Here is a 15764-nt window from a genome sequence, read left to right as displayed (position 1 = left end):
GATCCCAAAAATGGCGCATCGCCTAACGGACGCTTGATGCCCTGATGCGTGAAACGCCGCGATCCGCAAGGACGGCAACCACGCACAGCACGAGAAAAAGTCCAGTGACGGCCGCCGCTGAGATGGCGACGCTGGCTGCGCCGTTCTTGGCGACATCGAGGAAGGGGTAGGGCACCTCGCCGGCAAACGGCGCCCGCGCCAGCGCATAGATCAGATAGGCCACGGGATAGAGCATCCACCAGGAAATGTCGCTCCACCGCGTCCTGCCGTCGGCGCCTGCGACCAGCCACCACAGCACGAACAGCACCGGCGTCGCATAGTGCAGCAGGACGTCGCAGAGCAGGAACAGGCCCTGTGGGTGCCACAACTGCGACAGCACCGTTGCATAGACGATGAAGACCAGAGTGATCGAAACGGCGATGCCCGCGCGTATCCGGAATCCCGCGAAGGCAGGCAGCCACGCATAGCCGGTGGGCGACAGCAGCGAGGTGTGGACGAGCACCGCGCCGATGTTGGTCAGGATGGTGAAGAAGCTGAAAAGGAAGACGACGGAACCGAGCAGGCTGCGGCCAGCTTCCATCGACGCCGGAATGCTGATGCAGAACTGCAGGAAAAGCCCGGCCAGACCGATGACCAGACCCGCGATCTGCAGGAACCGGCCCATTGCCCTATGCAGCCGCCGCGCAGGAGGGATTGCCCGCCTGCCAACGGGCGATGTCGGAGCCGATGCGCGCACCGAGCGGGTCGTTCATGAGCGGTCCGAACACGTCGACGCGGCTCGAATTGCCTTGCGCCTGCACGACCAGCAACGGTTTGCCACCATAATGCTTGGCCGGCACCAGCAGGAAGCGCGGCGTGCCGCTGAACGAATTCAGCTCGTTGGCCATCTGATACTGCTTGAAGGCCGGATCCTTGCTGGCGATCCAGCATTTGTGGGCGGCGATCGCCACTTGTTCCATGGCCAGCAACGCGGCACTTTTGCCCGTGGGGACTGGCGTGCTCTTCGGGCTCGATTGGCAGGATGCCAGGGCGAAGCCTGCCGCGGCAACCAGCGCGATCGTCTTGCTGTTGATCAAGCGGCACCCATCTCAAGTTCGGACAGAAAAATCTTCAAGCCGTCGGTCATTTCGCCCCACACCCGCGACAATGCCGGATGCTGCGAGGCGATCTGTTGATAGGCATCGAATTTGGGATAGGCGTCGAGCAGGTCGTGGCGTCCCGTCATGGCCCGGAACTGGTTGAAGATGAACCGCGTCGGCGTCAGCCAGGCGTCGGCGAAACTGATATCGTCGCCGAGCGCGAAGGGGCCTTGCGCCATGCGCGCCTCGATCGCCGCCAATCCGTGGTGCAGGCGGGCGAATTGAGCGTCGATCTCGGCATTGTTTCGCTTCGGCACGAAATGAAGCTCGAAAAGCTTCATCGTCGGGGTCAGCACGTCGAGATCGGTGATGCGGGCGAACATGCGCACCAGCGCGCGATCCTTGGAATCGGGAGGCAGCAGCGCCGGTTCCGGAAAGCGTTCCTCGAGATACTCGGCGATGACCACCGATTCGACGATCGTTTCGCCCGAGCCGGTGATCAGTACCGGAATCCGGTTGAGCGGTGAGATGGCGCGAAACTCTTCCGGGATCGGAAAACCGGGCGGCGGCGCGATGATCTTGAGCGGCACATCCTTGATGTAGGCCAGTGCCCGCACGATCGACGAGTAGGGCGACAGCGGTCGCGAATAGAGTTTCATGACCGTCTCTCTCCCCATGAAGCGGACTTGCCCAAGAAAATGGGCTGGAATGTCCGGCTGTTTTCAAGCTGTTCGATAATATCAGGCAGCAATGCCGAGGGCACTTTCGAACAGCGCGCGGCCGTCGCTGCCGCCGTGGGCTGCTTCGATCAGGTTTTCCGGATGTGGCATCAGGCCGAGCACATTGCCACGTTCGTTGATTATGCCGGCAATGTCGTTGATCGAGCCGTTGGGGTTGGTGCCGTCGGCATAGCGGAACACCACCTGGCCTTCGCCTTCGAGGCGGGAAAGTGTGTCGGCGTCGGCAAAATAATTGCCGTCATGGTGTGCCACCGGCGTGCGGATGATCTGGCCCGGCTGATAGCGGCGGGTGAACATGGTGTTGGCGTTGGTGATCTGCAGCTTGACCTGCCGGCAGACGAATTTGAGCGAGGTGTTGCGCATCAAGGCGCCTGGCAGCAGGCCAGCTTCGACCAGGATCTGGAAACCGTTGCAGACGCCGATGACCATCACGCCCTTGGCAGCCTTTTCGGCAACCGCCCGCATGACCGGCATGCGCGCGGCAATCGCGCCACAGCGCAGATAGTCGCCGAAGGAAAAGCCGCCGGGAATGGCGATCAGGTCGACATCCGGGATTTCGGTGTCCGTCTGCCAGACGGTGACCGGTGGTTTTCCCGAAATCTTGGTCAGCGCCGCGATCATGTCGCGGTCGCGATTGAGGCCAGGCAGAAGGACGACGGCGGATTTCATGGCAATTCCCGTTCGAGCATCTGAACCAGATACCGGGGTGAAACGTGGTTGGTCAACCAGACGCCGTTATCGGAGAGAAAGAATGACGCTCCGTCCTTCGTCATGGTTGCCGAGTCGACCTGCAAGATAACACTTTTCCCGTGGCGGCGCCGTGCGACGATCAGAGCCGTTTCGACGTCCTTTGACAAGTGAACATGCTGGCGTGACTGGCTGGTCAGGCCCTCGCGCAGAATGCTGGGGAGAAACTCTTCCTTGGTGCCGTGGTAGAGGGTTACCGGCGGGACCGATGGCGATAAGCCGAGATCGACATCGACGCTGTGGCCTTGCACGGCACGGATGCGATTGCCGTCGATAGCAAAGCGCTTTTTCGGATTCTCTTCGACGATGCTCGCAATATCGGCGACCGATGCGCCGAACTTCGACTGTATCACCGCGCAGAGCGCGTCGAAATCGGCCCAGCCGTTTTCGTCGAGTGACAGTCCCGCTTCGTGCGGAGCGTGTCGCAGGACCAGGCTCATGAACTTTGAAATCTGTGTGTCGTTCGGCATCGCAACAAGGCGGTTTTCAAGTGTCGACGGCGGCGTCTCGAAGGCGCGGCCGATTTTGACTGCGCATGCCGTGTGTAGCGAGGTCGCGGACGTCGGTCAAACGGGCACAGAGCTCGACAAGCAAGTGCCAAGGTGGCGAATCAATGCAGGTGCTTAGCACTTGGTTAAGTATACACTTGTCTCGATCTGTATCGAGGATCGATATCCAGGGGAATTGTTCAGTAGAAAACCACGTTGTTAACGATCGCAGCTGCAAAAGAAATGTTTCTGCAGCAACTCGAGGCTCTGGTGAATTACGATAAGATTAGGGCGCGCGAATACAGTCGGCGCGCGATGTGGACTTCCGCCACTATCGTAACGGCACTCGCTGCCTTCGCCTTCATGTTGTTCTGGGATGATTCGGAATCCATGCGATCGTTGTTTTCGACGTGGCTCTCTCTCGATACGGATTTGGGTGGTTGCGCCGTCTCTTTTGCACGCCTGTTGATGGTGGCGACGGCTCTTTCGATTGGCCTGGGGATCATTTCGGCGGGCCTTGTCGTGTCGAACACAGTTGATGTCTTCAGCTACAAGAGAAGCTTCAGGGTCTACCGCAAGCTTCTGCTCCTCGGAGTGGCCTGACGATATTTTTCCTTCTGCCTCTTTTTTTTGGAAAAGGCACTTGGGACAGGGGTGGCCATCACGGAGTGTCGCGGATCGATCTCGCGAACGCCTGCATTGCCAGCCACGATACCACTTTCTACAGGCTGCATGGCCGCCTGCTGATAGTCGTGTTTGCTGGCTGGATAAGCATATTGGTGCAGTTGGTTCTGCGACGCGCGATCGCCGACGGGCGCGATCCGAGCCAGCTTTCTGACGATCCGCGGACCCGGGAAATGCAGCTGCGAGTCATAGAATTGGCTCAACGACGCCAGACGAGCGGGCGAATCGTATTCAAGGTTGCGATCACGGTGCTAGCGGCTGCGATGTTTTATTTCGGCGCATGGTCGATGAAGCCGGCTGTCGTCCGGTTCATTCACACGTTCACCTGGGAGCGGCAAAAGGCGAACGTGGTCGAGACCGGCATGCAATGTGTGCTGGAAGTGAAAGTCAGGCGCGGCTGGGTAGAGCGGTCCCGCGCCGATTGCACTTCAGTTGCCGTGACAGTTCCTTCGACCCCGGCGCCGGGCGAGGGTGCCTGGCGCATTACGAAAATTCCAACCGCAAAGCTCACCTATCGCCCTCCGGGAGGTGGCGAATATTCGTTTGAGGTGACCGGAGATTTCTATGTGAAAATGCCGACGTCGGTCGGCACCGAGATCGAGGTGTTGCGAAATCCGGCCAGTCCCGAGGGGATCGACAAGGTTTTCGACGGCGGTGATGTCAAACGAATGTTCTACAAACTGCTCATGATTATCGCAGGCGCCGTCGCGATCTACTATCTTTGGTTTCGCAGGCCGCAGAGCCCACGCCCGATCTAGACCGGATCACCGCCCGCCAACCGGCGGGCGCTATCAGCATCACACCAGCGTCACACTATAATTCTCAATCACGGTATTCGCCAGCAGCTTGTCGCACATGGCTTTCAGATCGGCCTCGGCCTTGGCCTTGTCGCTCTCGGCCAGTTCGACGTCGAACACCTTGCCCTGCCGCACCGCGCCGACGCCGCCGAAACCCAGTCCGGACAGCGCGTGTTCGATCGCCTTGCCTTGCGGGTCGAGCACGCCGTTCTTGAGGGTGACGGTAATGCGGGCCTTGATCACGCTGGACATGCTCCTGTTCTCAAATATCGGGTCGCAAGCCGCTATCAGTGCGGCTTGCCTTTGACGCCTTCGGTGGAGGCGACAAGCACCGGGCCGGTGGGGCGCGGCGGCTCGTTCTCGTTCATGATGCCGAGGCGGCGGGCAACTTCCTGATAGGCTTCGACGAGACCGCCCATATCGCGGCGGAAACGGTCCTTGTCGAGCTTGTCATGCGTCGCCACGTCCCACAGGCGGCAGGAATCCGGCGAAATCTCATCGGCAACGACGATGCGCATCATGTCGCCTTCGAACAGGCGGCCGCATTCGATCTTGAAATCGACGAGCTGGATGCCGACGCCCATGAACAGGCCGGAGAGGAAGTCGTTGACGCGAATGGCAAGTGCCATGACGTCGTCGATCTCCTGCGGGCTCGCCCAGCCGAACGCCGTGATGTGCTCTTCCGACACCATCGGATCGTCAAGCGCGTCGGCCTTGTAATAGAATTCGATAATCGAGCGCGGCAAAACGGTGCCTTCCTCGATGCCGAGGCGCTTGGACAGCGAACCGGCGGCGACATTGCGGACCACCACTTCGAGCGGAATGATCTCGACTTCCTTGATCAGCTGCTCGCGCATGTTGAGCCGGCGGATGAAGTGGGTCGGGATGCCCATCCGGTTGAGATGGTTGAAGATGTGCTCGGAAATGCGGTTGTTGAGCACGCCCTTGCCATCGACGACTTCATGTTTCTTCTTGTTGAACGCGGTTGCGTCGTCCTTGAAGAACTGGATGAGCGTACCCGGCTCGGGTCCCTCATAGAGGATCTTGGCCTTGCCTTCATAAATGCGGCGGCGATTTTTCATCTGATTTTTTCTCTGGAGTTCCGGGCAGGCGGCAAGCGACCATTTCCTGTCCGTCTGCCTGAAATAGTGCGGCTACGGTAGGGTTCAATGCCGGGTCTATCCCAATCACATCGTTTGCTCAATCGGCAATTCCTTCCAATCAACCGCTTTCGGGACTGAAATGCCGCAGCGCAGCATGCAACGAAGCGTATTGACCGGCTCGCGACCTTTTGGTTTGTGCTTCGTCAACACATATACGTCATCACCAGCGAATCGATTTCCATCGGAGGGATGCCATGAGCAGCATGAAGGATCGCGAAGAGGGCTTTGAACGCAAATTCGTATTCGACGAGGAACTTCGGTTCAAGGCCGCGGCGCGCCGCAACAAGGAGCTCGGTCTGTGGGCCGCCGAAAAGCTTGGAAAGTCGGGCGCCGATGCCGACGCCTATGCCAAGCAAGTGGTCGTCGCCGATATCGAGGAAGCCGGCGATCACGACGTATTCCGCAAGATCCGCAAGGATTTCGACGCCGCCGGTGTCGACCAGTCGGACCACCAGATCCGCCGCACCATGGACGAGCTGATGGCGCAGGCCATCGAGCAGATCAAGAACACCTGATCCGACCACACGCTGGACCAATCGACCGCCCGACCTATCCGGGCGGTTTTTCTTTGCCTTTGCAGCGGTTTCCGGCTGAAACTGCTGACGTTAACAAGGAAAAGATTAGATGTCCCTGAAGTCCCGCCTTGCCGCCGATGAAACGCTGTTCACCGCATGGTCCGGCGTGCCGGATGCCTTGACCGTCGAGATCGTCGCCAAGCAGGGCTTCGATGCCGTCACCCTCGACATGCAGCATGGCGGCCATCATGAGGACAGCGTGTTGCGCGGTCTGGTGCCGGTGCTCGCTGCAAACAAGCCGGCGCTGGTGCGCATCCCGGTCGGCCGCTTCGACATGGCAAGCCGCGCACTCGATTTCGGCGCCGAGGCTGTCATTGCGCCGATGGTGAATTCGGTTGCCGATGCGAAACTGTTCGCCGCCGCCATGAAGTATCCGCCGCTTGGCGAGCGCTCCTGGGGCCCGACCTATGCGTTTCCGCGTCACGGCAAGGGCGACCAGGCTGAATGGCTGCGCGACACCAATCAGCGCACCATGGCCTTCGCCATGGTCGAGACCCGCGCGGCACTCGACGCGCTCGACGGCATCCTCGACACGCCGGGCATCGACGGCATCTTCCTCGGCCCGTCGGATTTCTCGATCGCCTGGAGCAACGGCGCGACCATCAATTCGACGCTGGAAAGCATGATGGAAACTGTGGCGTCGGTCGCCGAACGCACCCGCAAGGCTGGAAAACATGCCGCGATCTATGTTGTCGAGCCGGCAATTGCCGGCCGCGTCGTCTCGATGGGCTACCGGCTGCTGGCCATGGGCTCGGAACACGCGCTGATCGGGCTCGGCGCAAAAACACTGTTGAAGAGCGTCAGGGATTCGATCGGCGCCTGAGAGACTGTTTCGAAATTCGCTCTGGCGAGTCATATGGTGGTGGTTTTGAGAACCGGAGCGGACATCAGGTCCGCGAGCACCGGAAGCGCAGAAAACGCCATCAGATGGCCGCCAGAGTATAATTTCCAAGCGGTCTCTGAGGAAGCTCAGGGTTTCAGGTCGGTCAGGAACTTGGCGAAGGTCATCGAGCCTTCGGGCCACGGACCAAAGCCCGAATCCGCGTTGAGGTGACCGGTCTCGCCGGCGTCGATGAACAGCGAGCCCCAGGCGCCAGCAATGTCCTCGGCGACATCGAAGGCGCAGAACGGGTCGTTGCGGCTGGCGATCACGATCGAAGGAAAGGGCAACGGCTCGCGCGGATAGGGGCCGAAGGTCATCAGGTGCCGGGGCTTGATCTTGGGGTTGGCGACATCGGGCGGCGCGACGAAGAAGGCGCCGGCGACCGGCTTCTGGAACTGCTGCATGGCCTGCACTGCGGCGGCGACACCAAGCGAGTGCGCAACGATGACAACCGGCCGCTCGGCCTCGTTGACCGCCTTGGCCACGCTCGCCGTCCAGTCCTCGCGCACCGGTTTAGACCACTCCGCCTGCTCGACGCGGCGCGCCGTCGACAGCTTCGACTGCCAGCGGCTCTGCCAATGGTCGGGGCCGGAATTGGTGTAGCCCGGCACGATGAGAATATCTGCGTCTTTGACCTTCATGGCGCTGAAATAGCGAGCGGCGTCGCTTCGTGCAACGGCCATGAACCGCGCTCTTCATCACAATGGTGAACACGATGTTCGCTTCTTCAAGTCTTGTGTGAACGATGCCGATGGACGATTTGTCGTCAGGAAGAGAAACAGCTGTGTGCGGGAACCCCCGCACGGCGTAAAATCATTGGCGGCGCGGGGGCTCTTTGCCTTGGGAGTTTCACCGCGGGCCGGCCGAATGGAGCATTTGATGAGCGAATTGCCTTTTGCCGCCACCACCCCGGTCAGCGTTGCCCGCGTCGGGCTGAAGGCGCGCGACGCCGAAAGTCTTGCCGCCTATTATCGCAGCGTCGTCGGTCTGCAGGAGTTGAGCCGCGCCGATGGCGCGATCACGCTCGGTGCCGCCAACCGTCCGTTGCTGGTCATCGAGGCGGATGCGGCGGCAAAGCCGGATGATCCGCAAAGCGCCGGCCTGTTCCACACCGCTTTCCTGCTGCCCAGCCGCGCCGATCTCGGCCGCTGGATCAACCACGCCATCGCCAGCAAGATCGCCATCGAGGGTGCTTCGGACCATCTGGTCAGCGAAGCGCTCTATCTGACCGATCCCGAAGGCAACGGCATCGAAATCTACGCCGACCGCCGTCCGCAGGACTGGAAGTGGAATGGCGACAAGATTGCCATGGCGACCGAGCGGTTGAACATTCCGTCTGTGGTTGCCGAAGTGCCGGCGGGTGATGCGGGCTGGCAGGGCGCGCCGGAAAACAGCATTGTCGGCCATGTCCACCTGCGCGTCGGCAGGCCGGAAGACGCCGAAGCGTGGTGGAACCAGGAATTCGGCTTCGACACGGTGGCGAAATATGGCGGCCAGGCCGTGTTCCTGTCGTCCGGCGGCTATCACCACCATATCGGCGCCAATGCCTGGCGCAGCCCCGGCGCCGGGCGCCGCGATCCGAGCCGGTCCGGTCTGGCCTGGGTCGAGATGCGGTCGGACAATGTGACCAGCCCAGTAACCCGCGAAGACCCGTGGGGGACTGTGATCAACACCGTTCCCGGCAAGGCCTGATCAGGTTTTCTGGAATACCAAAGAGAGGCCCGCGGCCAACGGCCGAGCCGGGCCTCTTTTTATATCGGACTGCTCAGGCTTACCCGAACACCCGCTTGAAGATCGTGTCGACATGTTTGGTGTGATAGCCGAGGTCGAATTTCTCGCGGATCTCGGCTTCGGGCAGGGCGGCGGTCACTTCCTTGTCGGCCAACAATTCCTCAAGAAAATCAGCGCCTTGTTCCCACACCTTCATGGCGTTTCGCTGCACCAGCCGGTAGGAATCTTCACGCGACAGGCCGGCCTGCGTCAGCGCCAGCATGACGCGCTGCGAATGCACGAGGCCGCGGAACTTGTTCATGTTCTTCAGCATGTTGTCGGGATAGACGAGCAGCTTGTCGACGACGCTGGTCAGCCGCGACAAAGCGAAATCGAGCGTCACGGTGGCGTCCGGGCCGATCATGCGCTCGACCGACGAATGCGAAATATCGCGCTCGTGCCAGAGCGCCACATTCTCCATCGCCGGCAGCGCCATGGACCGCACCATGCGAGCAAGGCCGGTGAGGTTTTCGGTCAGCACCGGATTGCGCTTGTGCGGCATCGCCGACGAGCCTTTTTGGCCCGGCGAAAAATACTCTTCCGCCTCCAGCACTTCGGTGCGCTGCAGATGCCGGATCTCGATCGCCAGCCGCTCGATCGACGAGGCGATGACGCCAAGCGTGGCGAAGAACATGGCGTGGCGGTCGCGCGGGATCACTTGCGTCGACACCGGCTCCGGCTTCAGGCCGAGCTTTGCCGCCACATGTTCCTCGACATAGGGGTCGATGTTGGCGAAGGTGCCGACCGCGCCCGAAATAGCGCAGGTGGCGATGTCTTCCCGCGCATGCACCAGCCGTTCGCGGCAGCGCGAGAACTCGGCATAGGCCTGCGCCAGCTTGATGCCGAAGGTCGTCGGCTCGGCATGGATGCCATGGCTGCGGCCGATGGTGACGGTGTCCTTGTGCTCGAAGGCACGCCGCTTGAGTGCCGCAAGCAGGCCGTCAATGTCGGCGAGAAGGATGTCGCTGGCCCGGGTAAGCTGCACAGCAAAGCAGGTGTCGAGAACGTCCGACGAGGTCATGCCCTGGTGGATGAAGCGGGCGTCGGGTCCGACGAATTCAGCAAGATGGGTGAGGAAGGCGATGACGTCATGCTTGGTGACGCGCTCGATCTCGTCGATCGCCTCAACATCGAATTTTGCCGCGCCGCCCTTTTCCCAGATGGTTTTTGCCGCTTCCTTGGGGATAACACCGAGTTCGGCCAGCGCGTCGCACGCATAGGCTTCTATCTCGAACCAGATGCGGAACCGGGTTTCGGGCGACCAGATGGCGACCATTTCCGGCCGGGAATAACGAGGGATCATCGGTCAGTCCTGATTTGTCGAGGAGTTTGCCCGCGTCCTACCAGAGGCGGGCAAAATGCTCAACGCTGCTGCCGCGCAAACCAGACGCTCGCGGCAAACAAGGCGACGAAACCGAGCGGAAAATAAAGCCGGATGCCCAGCACCACGAACTGGTAGAGCGCAATCAACATCGTGAAGACGAACTGGAGGGCCCAGGTGTGGGTGAAAGCCGGGGCATGCCACTCGGCGTAGTAGGAGCGGTATTGCAGGGCAAACAGCCCGCCGGTCAGGCCGATCGTCGCGCCGAGCAGACACACGAACGCCGCCGCGAAGGCAACCTCCCAGCGCCTTCCGAGCGAGACCAGCCGCGCCGCGAACAGGCCAAACGGAAAGGCGAGTGCTCCGCCGCAGGCATAGAGCAGCGACACGGTGCGGATTTTTTCAGGCGTCTCCCAGTCATCCAACAGCAGGTTGACGAGCGCGCTGGCGCCCATCGTCGCGGCCCACAACAAGGCGCCGAAAAGCGCTGTACGCGGCGTCGGTAGGGCGCGGCGAATGCGGCTCAGGGCACGATTGCGCCCGGTGGGTTGAACAAGCAGTGTCACAGGCGGCCGGTCACTGCGATCCAGCGAAAGTTCGGCCCCTCGAAGCCATATTGGCGCATGGTGATCAGCACCGCATAGCCACTGAGACTGTCCATTGAAAATGTCTGCACCGCGCCGATCCGGTAGCCGTTCGGGCACCCCCGGCTCTTGGGGATGGACTTGTCCTCGTGCAGCAGCTTGGTCGTACCGCCATCCTGCGCCTCGATGCGCAGCAACCGGAAGCCGTTGATCTCGCCCTGGCTCTCGCAGCCTTCGGTGTTGTTCATGCCGATCTCGTCGAGCCGGAATTCGAGCGGCTGGTCGACCGGCGAAAAGATCGGGCGTGGGTTGACCGCCATCCGGTGCGGATCGGCGGAAAGCTCGGTCACCGGGTTGAAGCCTGCGGTGATGCCCTTGTTTGCGGTTAGCTCAGCCTGTTTGACGATCGCTTCGCCTTTCTGCCGGGCCTCGAGGCGGGCCGCTTCGAGCGTGGCATTCTCATCGTCGATCCGGACCCTGATCGGCGTTCCCTTGAGAAAGCTGTCGTCGTTCGTGTCGATATAGTAGCGGTTGGCATAAGGGAATCCCGAGCCGTCCTGGACGCCATATTCCTCGAAGGCGAAGACGCCGCCGTCCTTGGTGAAGCCGAGGATTTCGAGTTCGGCGACATCGCCGGCATGGGCGATCGACGTCGCAGACTGTGCAAGCAGGGAAACGACAAACAGGAAGAGCAGTCGCATCGGTTTTCACTCCGGCAGCCGTGATCGTTTCAATCCCCTAAAGCGCGTCGCGTTTGAGCGGATTCAGGCGACGCGCTTTAGGTCTTTCTTTCTATGCATGTCGTTCTCCCAAAACCGGGACCACTTTGGGCGACATGCATTAGCACGGCGGAATCAAAACGTCGTCCAGTCCGAAAGCCGATGCATCCAATCGGCCCCTCATTTGTTATTGTCGGCAATCCCAATGGAGAACCACCATGACCGACACCAGCAAAATTCGTGAGCATATGGAAGTCGTCGGCGCAGATGGCGTGCATGTCGGCACCGTCGACAAGGTCGACGGGAAGCGGATCAAGCTGACCAAGGTCGACAGCGGCGAGGGCGCTCACAAGGGCCATCACCACTACATTTCCTTGGCTCTGGTTGCAGAGGTCGATGGCAAGAAGGTGTGGCTGTCGGCGAATTCCGATGTCGCGGTGACCTTCGAGGAAGAAAAGTCCGATCCGGTCTGATCGGCTGCTTCACCCCAAGCGCGACGACCATACCGGAAACAAGTCGTCATCGGCAGGCGTCGCGGCAAACACGCCGCGACTGATCGCGCGCGCCATGGTGGCACCGGCCGCGGCATAAAGATCGATTGCCGCGTCGGCCAAAAGCTCGACACCACTCGTGCCTGTCGCCAGCGCAAACACCAGGTCGCCATCGGCCGGCGTGTGCGTCGGCCAGATGGCACGCACGAACCCGTCATGCGCTGATATCGCCAGTCGTTTTGCGGCGGCCTTGGTGAGAACCGCATCCGTGGCAATGACGGCGATGGTGGTGTTGCCACCGGTCTCCATCTGTCCGCCGACACGCTTGTCGCGGTATTTCAACAGGATCCGTTTCGCGTCGTCCGGCATCGGCGAGGGATAGCCAAGTCCGCCGAATTCGTCGCCGATTTCGAATGGCGCCGCCCAGAAATGCCGGGTTTGGCTGATGGTCACCGAGCCAGTCGGGTTAACGGCCGCCAGCGCGCCGATGGTGATGCCATTGTCGAGCAGCGTCGAGGCCGAGCCGAGGCCGCCCTTCAACCCCGAGGTGAGCGCGCCGGTGCCGGCGCCGATCGTGCCGAGCTGGAAATCGGCGGTGGCGGCTTGCACGGCTTCATAGCCGAGGTCGCGGTAGGGTGGATAACGGCCCCAATCCTTGTCGCCGCCATTGCGCAGGTCGAACAGGATCGCCGCCGGCACGATCGGCACGCGAAAGCCACCGACTTCGAGTCCGATGCCGTGCTCGCGCAGCGCCGCCTGCACGCCGGATGCCGCATCGAGGCCGAAAGCCGAGCCGCCTGAAAGCACCACGGCGTGGACTGCCTCGACCGAATTGTGCGGTTCGAGCAGATCGGTCTCGCGGGTGCCCGGTGCACCGCCCAGGATCTGGACGCCGGCCACCGCCGGGCCGTCGCAAAGGATGGTCGTGACGCCCGACTTCAGCCTGGCGTCGGAAGCGTTACCGACGCGCAGGCCGGTAACGTCGGTGATCAGATTGCGCGGGCCGGTGCGAAACATCAGTTGCTTTCCAAAGGCGCAAAACGCGTGCCGTCGAAGCGGAAGACGCGGTAGGGGCTCTGGCTGAGGTCGCCTTTCGCGTCGAAGCGGATCGGCCCGATTGCCGTGGTGAAATCATGCCCGGTCAGCGCGTCGGCCAGCGGCTTGCCTGAAGTTTCGAACAAGCCTGACGCTGCCTTGGCGATCTCGACCGCCGCATAGGCCGGCAACGTGTAGCCGTCCGGCACGATCTTCTGTGCGGAGAAGCTTTCCAGCACTTTTGGATCGGCGACGTCGGCCCATTCCGGCGGCGCGACCATCAGCGTGCCCGTCGCATAGGGCACATCGCCGGGCGGTGTGCGCAGATTTTCCCCGCCGGCGAATACGAGACCGGCAGAGAGTTGCGCCGCGTCACGGCCCATGATGGCGATGTCGTCGCCGTCGCCACCGGCAAAGACATGCGTCGCCCCGGCCTTCTTCAGCCGGCCGACCAGGCCGATCTGGTTGTCGAGCTGCGGCCGGAACGTGTCGACGAAAACCGGCTTCAGCGCCGCCTGCTCGGCCGCTGCGCGAAGCGTCTCGGCGATTTCGCGGCCGTAGATGGTGCCGTCATCGATGACGGCGAACAATTCGTTCTGCCACAGATGGGTTAGGTTGGAGGCGACCGCATTGCGCTCATCGTCGCCGCGTGGCCCGAGTCGATAGACCGGCCAGCCGGTCTTGGCGCGCCGGTCGGTCAGGCTTTCGGTTCGCACGCCAACGGTGATGACCGGAATGTTGGCGTCTTTCAGGATCGGCATCGCCGCCTCGATCGCGTCGGTGCAGAGGAAGCCGACCACGATGTTGACCTTGGCCGCCACGAATTCCCTGGCCGCGGCGGCGCCGCCATCGGCGGTGCAGGCGTCATCGACGGTTTTGAGTTCGATGCCATTCGCTTCGGCTGCGAGACCGGTGCCGGTGTCGATCTGCTTACCGAGGATGGCTGATGGTCCGGACAAAGGCGTGGCCACGCCAACCAGCAGCGTCTGGCCGCTGGCGACGCTGGCCATGAACAGCCAGGCCAGTGCGGCAGATATCGTTACCCTGGGGCGCATCCTGGTGAAGAATCCCTCCAAGCTGGCGACATCCCGCAGGCGCCAACTCCGCCAAGACCTAAAGGCTGGCCGGCCTTGGTGCAACACGCGAATTTCACGATATGGGCCAAGCACTTCGCTTGTGGCATGTCGTATGTGGCCATATATAGCGGTAGGGTTCTGGCTATGGACAATTTCCCGTGCTGAAGAAGAATGACATTGGGCCGCAGGCCTATCGCGACGCGATGAGCCATTTTGCGGGCCACGTCCATGTGGTCACCACCGATGGGCCGGCGGGCAAGCGCGGCGCGACGGTGATCGCGGCCTGTTCGGTATCGGACACGCCGCCGACGATTCTGGTCTGCCTCAACAGTGAAAACCCCAAGAATGAGCCGTTCGTGAAAAACGGCAGATTTGCCCTGAACACGCTGGCTTCGCACCAGGAACCGCTCTCGGTCGGATTTTCCGGCATCACCGGCCTGCCGGTCGAGGAGCGTTTCGCGCTCGGCGAATGGGACGTGATTTCGACCGGCGCGCCGACGCTGAAGGGCGCGCTCGCGGTGTTTGACTGCGAACTGATCGACACCAAGGATCTGGCCACGCATCGTGTGCTTTTTGGCAAGGTGACAGGCCTGCGCATCGGCGATAATTTGCGGCCGCTGATCTACCACGCCCGCGGCTACCACGTTCTGGACAGCGGAGCGCCGGCGTTCACGGAGAAAGAATGAACGAGCTGAAACCGCGCGCCGCGCCGCGGACGATCGACGAGACGCTCGATCTCCTGACCGGCGCGGACTATGTGGCGGACCGGTCATTGGCAACCGTGCTGTTCCTGTCGCTGCGCATGAAGCGGCCGCTGTTCCTGGAAGGTGAAGCCGGTGTTGGCAAGACCGAGATCGCCAAGGTGCTGGCTCAGGCGCTTGGCCGTCGGCTGATCCGCTTGCAGTGCTACGAAGGTCTTGACGTCTCGTCTGCCGTCTACGAGTGGAACTATGCCGCGCAGATGATCGAGATCCGCATGGAGGAGGCGGCCGGCAAGGTCGATCGCTCCGACATGGAGCGCAATGTTTTCTCCGAAAAATACCTGATCCGTCGCCCGGTGCTCGATGCGCTGACCGGCAAGACGGGTGCCGCGCCGGTCTTCCTGATCGATGAGCTCGATCGCACCGACGAAGCCTTCGAGGCCTTTCTGCTCGAAATCCTGTCCGATTTCCAGGTGACAGTGCCTGAACTCGGCACGATCAAGGCGGAAGAACCGCCGATCGTCATCATCACCACCAACCGCACCCGCGAGATCCACGACGCGCTGAAGCGGCGCTGTCTGTATCACTGGGTTGACTATCCCAATGCCGAGCGCGAGCTGGAGATCGTGCGCCGAAAGGTGCCGCAGGCCAACCAACGGCTTTCGGCCGAGGTGGTCTCGTTCATCCAGAAGCTGCGCCAGATCGAGCTGTTCAAGGTGCCGGGCGTCGCCGAAACCATCGACTGGGCCGGCGCACTGACGGAACTCGACAAGGTGGCGCTCGATCCGGAAACCGTCTCCGACACGATCGGCGTGTTGTTGAAATACCAGGACGACATTGCCCGGATCGAACAGGGCGAAGGCCGGCGCATCCTCAACGAGGTGAAGGCCGAGCTTTCGGCGGCGGAGTAG

21 protein-coding genes are annotated in these 15764 nt (G+C 61.7%); 8 read left to right on the top strand and 13 right to left on the bottom strand.

Features of this window, described 5'->3' with window-relative positions; all coding sequences use genetic code 11:
• Window positions 1-22: 22 nt before the first annotated feature.
• The 5 genes from ACFFNA_RS11410 to ACFFNA_RS11390 all read right to left on the bottom strand — a co-directional run bounded on the left by ACFFNA_RS11410 (window position 23) and on the right by ACFFNA_RS11390 (window position 3036).
• The gene (locus ACFFNA_RS11410; RefSeq protein ID WP_111542514.1) at window positions 23-664 is read right to left on the bottom strand and encodes a Pr6Pr family membrane protein; all 642 of its coding nucleotides are present in this window, start codon (window positions 662-664) and stop codon (window positions 23-25) included.
• Between the two features lie 4 nt (window positions 665-668).
• Complete coding sequence (locus ACFFNA_RS11405; RefSeq protein WP_111542513.1) at window positions 669-1076, bottom strand: hypothetical protein; 408 nt, start codon at window positions 1074-1076, stop codon at window positions 669-671.
• Complete coding sequence (locus ACFFNA_RS11400) at window positions 1073-1738, bottom strand: glutathione S-transferase family protein (protein ID WP_111542512.1); 666 nt, start codon at window positions 1736-1738, stop codon at window positions 1073-1075. The genes ACFFNA_RS11405 and ACFFNA_RS11400 overlap by 4 nt, the downstream gene beginning before the upstream one ends.
• Window positions 1739-1819: 81 nt before the next feature.
• On the bottom strand, window positions 1820-2488 hold the full coding sequence (gene purQ, locus ACFFNA_RS11395) for a phosphoribosylformylglycinamidine synthase subunit PurQ (protein ID WP_111542511.1): 669 nt from the start codon (window positions 2486-2488) through the stop codon (window positions 1820-1822).
• Complete coding sequence (locus tag ACFFNA_RS11390) at window positions 2485-3036, bottom strand: RNA 2'-phosphotransferase (RefSeq protein ID WP_111542510.1); 552 nt, start codon at window positions 3034-3036, stop codon at window positions 2485-2487. The genes purQ and ACFFNA_RS11390 overlap by 4 nt, the downstream gene beginning before the upstream one ends.
• 234 nt (window positions 3037-3270) lie before the next feature.
• On the opposite strand from ACFFNA_RS11390, the gene ACFFNA_RS11385 reads away from it, so the two are divergent.
• Complete coding sequence (locus ACFFNA_RS11385; RefSeq protein ID WP_378918214.1) at window positions 3271-3657, top strand: hypothetical protein; 387 nt, start codon at window positions 3271-3273, stop codon at window positions 3655-3657.
• 65 nt (window positions 3658-3722) lie between these two features.
• Entirely contained in the window at window positions 3723-4496 is a 774-nt protein-coding gene (locus ACFFNA_RS11380; protein WP_378918212.1) for a hypothetical protein, read from the top strand.
• Between the two features lie 39 nt (window positions 4497-4535).
• On the opposite strand, the gene purS is transcribed toward ACFFNA_RS11380, so the two are convergent.
• Both purS and purC read right to left on the bottom strand, forming a co-directional pair.
• Complete coding sequence (purS, locus tag ACFFNA_RS11375; protein WP_111542589.1) at window positions 4536-4778, bottom strand: phosphoribosylformylglycinamidine synthase subunit PurS; 243 nt, start codon at window positions 4776-4778, stop codon at window positions 4536-4538.
• Between the two features lie 44 nt (window positions 4779-4822).
• Complete coding sequence (purC, locus tag ACFFNA_RS11370; RefSeq protein ID WP_111542508.1) at window positions 4823-5617, bottom strand: phosphoribosylaminoimidazolesuccinocarboxamide synthase; 795 nt, start codon at window positions 5615-5617, stop codon at window positions 4823-4825.
• Between the two features lie 275 nt (window positions 5618-5892).
• Here purC and ACFFNA_RS11365 point away from each other — a divergent pair, with 275 nt between their 5' ends.
• Together ACFFNA_RS11365 and ACFFNA_RS11360 are read left to right on the top strand one after the other, a co-directional pair.
• The gene (locus ACFFNA_RS11365; protein ID WP_111542507.1) at window positions 5893-6213 is read left to right on the top strand and encodes a DUF1476 domain-containing protein; all 321 of its coding nucleotides are present in this window, start codon (window positions 5893-5895) and stop codon (window positions 6211-6213) included.
• Window positions 6214-6322: 109 nt separating this feature from the next.
• On the top strand, window positions 6323-7096 hold the full coding sequence (locus ACFFNA_RS11360) for an HpcH/HpaI aldolase family protein (RefSeq protein WP_111542506.1): 774 nt from the start codon (window positions 6323-6325) through the stop codon (window positions 7094-7096).
• A gap of 146 nt (window positions 7097-7242) precedes the next feature.
• Here ACFFNA_RS11360 and ACFFNA_RS11355 read toward each other — a convergent pair whose 3' ends face one another.
• Window positions 7243-7797 (bottom strand): RBBP9/YdeN family alpha/beta hydrolase, encoded by a 555-nt coding sequence (locus tag ACFFNA_RS11355; protein WP_111542588.1) that lies wholly within the window; start codon window positions 7795-7797, stop codon window positions 7243-7245.
• Between the two features lie 238 nt (window positions 7798-8035).
• On the opposite strand from ACFFNA_RS11355, the gene ACFFNA_RS11350 reads away from it, so the two are divergent.
• Window positions 8036-8848, top strand: coding sequence for a VOC family protein (locus ACFFNA_RS11350; RefSeq protein ID WP_378918209.1), 813 nt, complete (start codon window positions 8036-8038; stop codon window positions 8846-8848).
• Window positions 8849-8927: 79 nt separating this feature from the next.
• On the opposite strand, the gene purB is transcribed toward ACFFNA_RS11350, so the two are convergent.
• From purB to ACFFNA_RS11335, 3 genes are all read right to left on the bottom strand, one after another.
• Complete coding sequence (gene purB, locus ACFFNA_RS11345) at window positions 8928-10229, bottom strand: adenylosuccinate lyase (RefSeq protein WP_111542504.1); 1302 nt, start codon at window positions 10227-10229, stop codon at window positions 8928-8930.
• Window positions 10230-10288: 59 nt separating this feature from the next.
• Window positions 10289-10702, bottom strand: a complete 414-nt coding sequence (locus ACFFNA_RS11340) for a hypothetical protein (RefSeq protein ID WP_111542503.1) — start codon at window positions 10700-10702, stop codon at window positions 10289-10291.
• A gap of 107 nt (window positions 10703-10809) precedes the next feature.
• On the bottom strand, window positions 10810-11532 hold the full coding sequence (locus ACFFNA_RS11335) for a DUF2259 domain-containing protein (protein ID WP_378918206.1): 723 nt from the start codon (window positions 11530-11532) through the stop codon (window positions 10810-10812).
• Window positions 11533-11768: 236 nt separating this feature from the next.
• On the opposite strand from ACFFNA_RS11335, the gene ACFFNA_RS11330 reads away from it, so the two are divergent.
• On the top strand, window positions 11769-12023 hold the full coding sequence (locus ACFFNA_RS11330) for a DUF2171 domain-containing protein (protein WP_378918205.1): 255 nt from the start codon (window positions 11769-11771) through the stop codon (window positions 12021-12023).
• A 9-nt stretch (window positions 12024-12032) separates the two neighbouring features.
• On the opposite strand, the gene ACFFNA_RS11325 is transcribed toward ACFFNA_RS11330, so the two are convergent.
• Together ACFFNA_RS11325 and ACFFNA_RS11320 are read right to left on the bottom strand one after the other, a co-directional pair.
• A complete protein-coding gene (locus tag ACFFNA_RS11325) occupies window positions 12033-13058 on the bottom strand; it encodes a P1 family peptidase (protein ID WP_378918203.1) in 1026 nt (341 codons plus the stop codon).
• Complete coding sequence (locus ACFFNA_RS11320; protein ID WP_378918325.1) at window positions 13058-14131, bottom strand: branched-chain amino acid ABC transporter substrate-binding protein; 1074 nt, start codon at window positions 14129-14131, stop codon at window positions 13058-13060. The genes ACFFNA_RS11325 and ACFFNA_RS11320 overlap by 1 nt, the downstream gene beginning before the upstream one ends.
• Window positions 14132-14310: 179 nt before the next feature.
• On the opposite strand from ACFFNA_RS11320, the gene ACFFNA_RS11315 reads away from it, so the two are divergent.
• Window positions 14311-14838: a flavin reductase gene (locus ACFFNA_RS11315; RefSeq protein WP_111542498.1), complete on the top strand. Its 528-nt coding sequence runs from the start codon at window positions 14311-14313 to the stop codon at window positions 14836-14838.
• On the top strand, window positions 14835-15764 hold the full coding sequence (locus ACFFNA_RS11310; RefSeq protein ID WP_095085532.1) for an AAA family ATPase: 930 nt from the start codon (window positions 14835-14837) through the stop codon (window positions 15762-15764). The genes ACFFNA_RS11315 and ACFFNA_RS11310 overlap by 4 nt, the downstream gene beginning before the upstream one ends.

This window comes from Mesorhizobium kowhaii, assembly GCF_042431665.1.
GTDB lineage: Bacteria > Pseudomonadota > Alphaproteobacteria > Rhizobiales > Rhizobiaceae > Mesorhizobium > Mesorhizobium kowhaii.
This window is presented reverse-complemented; position numbering and strand designations above follow the sequence as displayed.

Bases quoted from the DNA above. Each gene is read 5' to 3' on its own strand.
- ACFFNA_RS11335 (WP_378918206.1), bottom strand. From the start codon at position 11,532: ATGCGACTGCTCTTCCTGTTTGTCGTTTCCCTGCTTGCACAGTCTGCG.
- ACFFNA_RS11365 (WP_111542507.1), top strand. From the start codon at position 5,893: ATGAGCAGCATGAAGGATCGCGAAGAGGGCTTTGAACGCAAATTCGTA.
- ACFFNA_RS11350 (WP_378918209.1), top strand. From the start codon at position 8,036: ATGAGCGAATTGCCTTTTGCCGCCACCACCCCGGTCAGCGTTGCCCGC.
- ACFFNA_RS11340 (WP_111542503.1), bottom strand. From the start codon at position 10,702: ATGGGCGCCAGCGCGCTCGTCAACCTGCTGTTGGATGACTGGGAGACG.
- ACFFNA_RS11360 (WP_111542506.1), top strand. From the start codon at position 6,323: ATGTCCCTGAAGTCCCGCCTTGCCGCCGATGAAACGCTGTTCACCGCA.
- ACFFNA_RS11325 (WP_378918203.1), bottom strand. From the start codon at position 13,058: ATGTTTCGCACCGGCCCGCGCAATCTGATCACCGACGTTACCGGCCTG.
- purQ (WP_111542511.1), bottom strand. From the start codon at position 2,488: ATGAAATCCGCCGTCGTCCTTCTGCCTGGCCTCAATCGCGACCGCGAC.
- ACFFNA_RS11390 (WP_111542510.1), bottom strand. From the start codon at position 3,036: ATGCCGAACGACACACAGATTTCAAAGTTCATGAGCCTGGTCCTGCGA.
- ACFFNA_RS11310 (WP_095085532.1), top strand. From the start codon at position 14,835: ATGAACGAGCTGAAACCGCGCGCCGCGCCGCGGACGATCGACGAGACG.
- ACFFNA_RS11355 (WP_111542588.1), bottom strand. From the start codon at position 7,797: ATGAAGGTCAAAGACGCAGATATTCTCATCGTGCCGGGCTACACCAAT.
- purC (WP_111542508.1), bottom strand. From the start codon at position 5,617: ATGAAAAATCGCCGCCGCATTTATGAAGGCAAGGCCAAGATCCTCTAT.
- purB (WP_111542504.1), bottom strand. From the start codon at position 10,229: ATGATCCCTCGTTATTCCCGGCCGGAAATGGTCGCCATCTGGTCGCCC.
- ACFFNA_RS11330 (WP_378918205.1), top strand. From the start codon at position 11,769: ATGACCGACACCAGCAAAATTCGTGAGCATATGGAAGTCGTCGGCGCA.
- ACFFNA_RS11400 (WP_111542512.1), bottom strand. From the start codon at position 1,738: ATGAAACTCTATTCGCGACCGCTGTCGCCCTACTCGTCGATCGTGCGG.
- ACFFNA_RS11410 (WP_111542514.1), bottom strand. From the start codon at position 664: ATGGGCCGGTTCCTGCAGATCGCGGGTCTGGTCATCGGTCTGGCCGGG.
- ACFFNA_RS11320 (WP_378918325.1), bottom strand. From the start codon at position 14,131: ATGCGCCCCAGGGTAACGATATCTGCCGCACTGGCCTGGCTGTTCATG.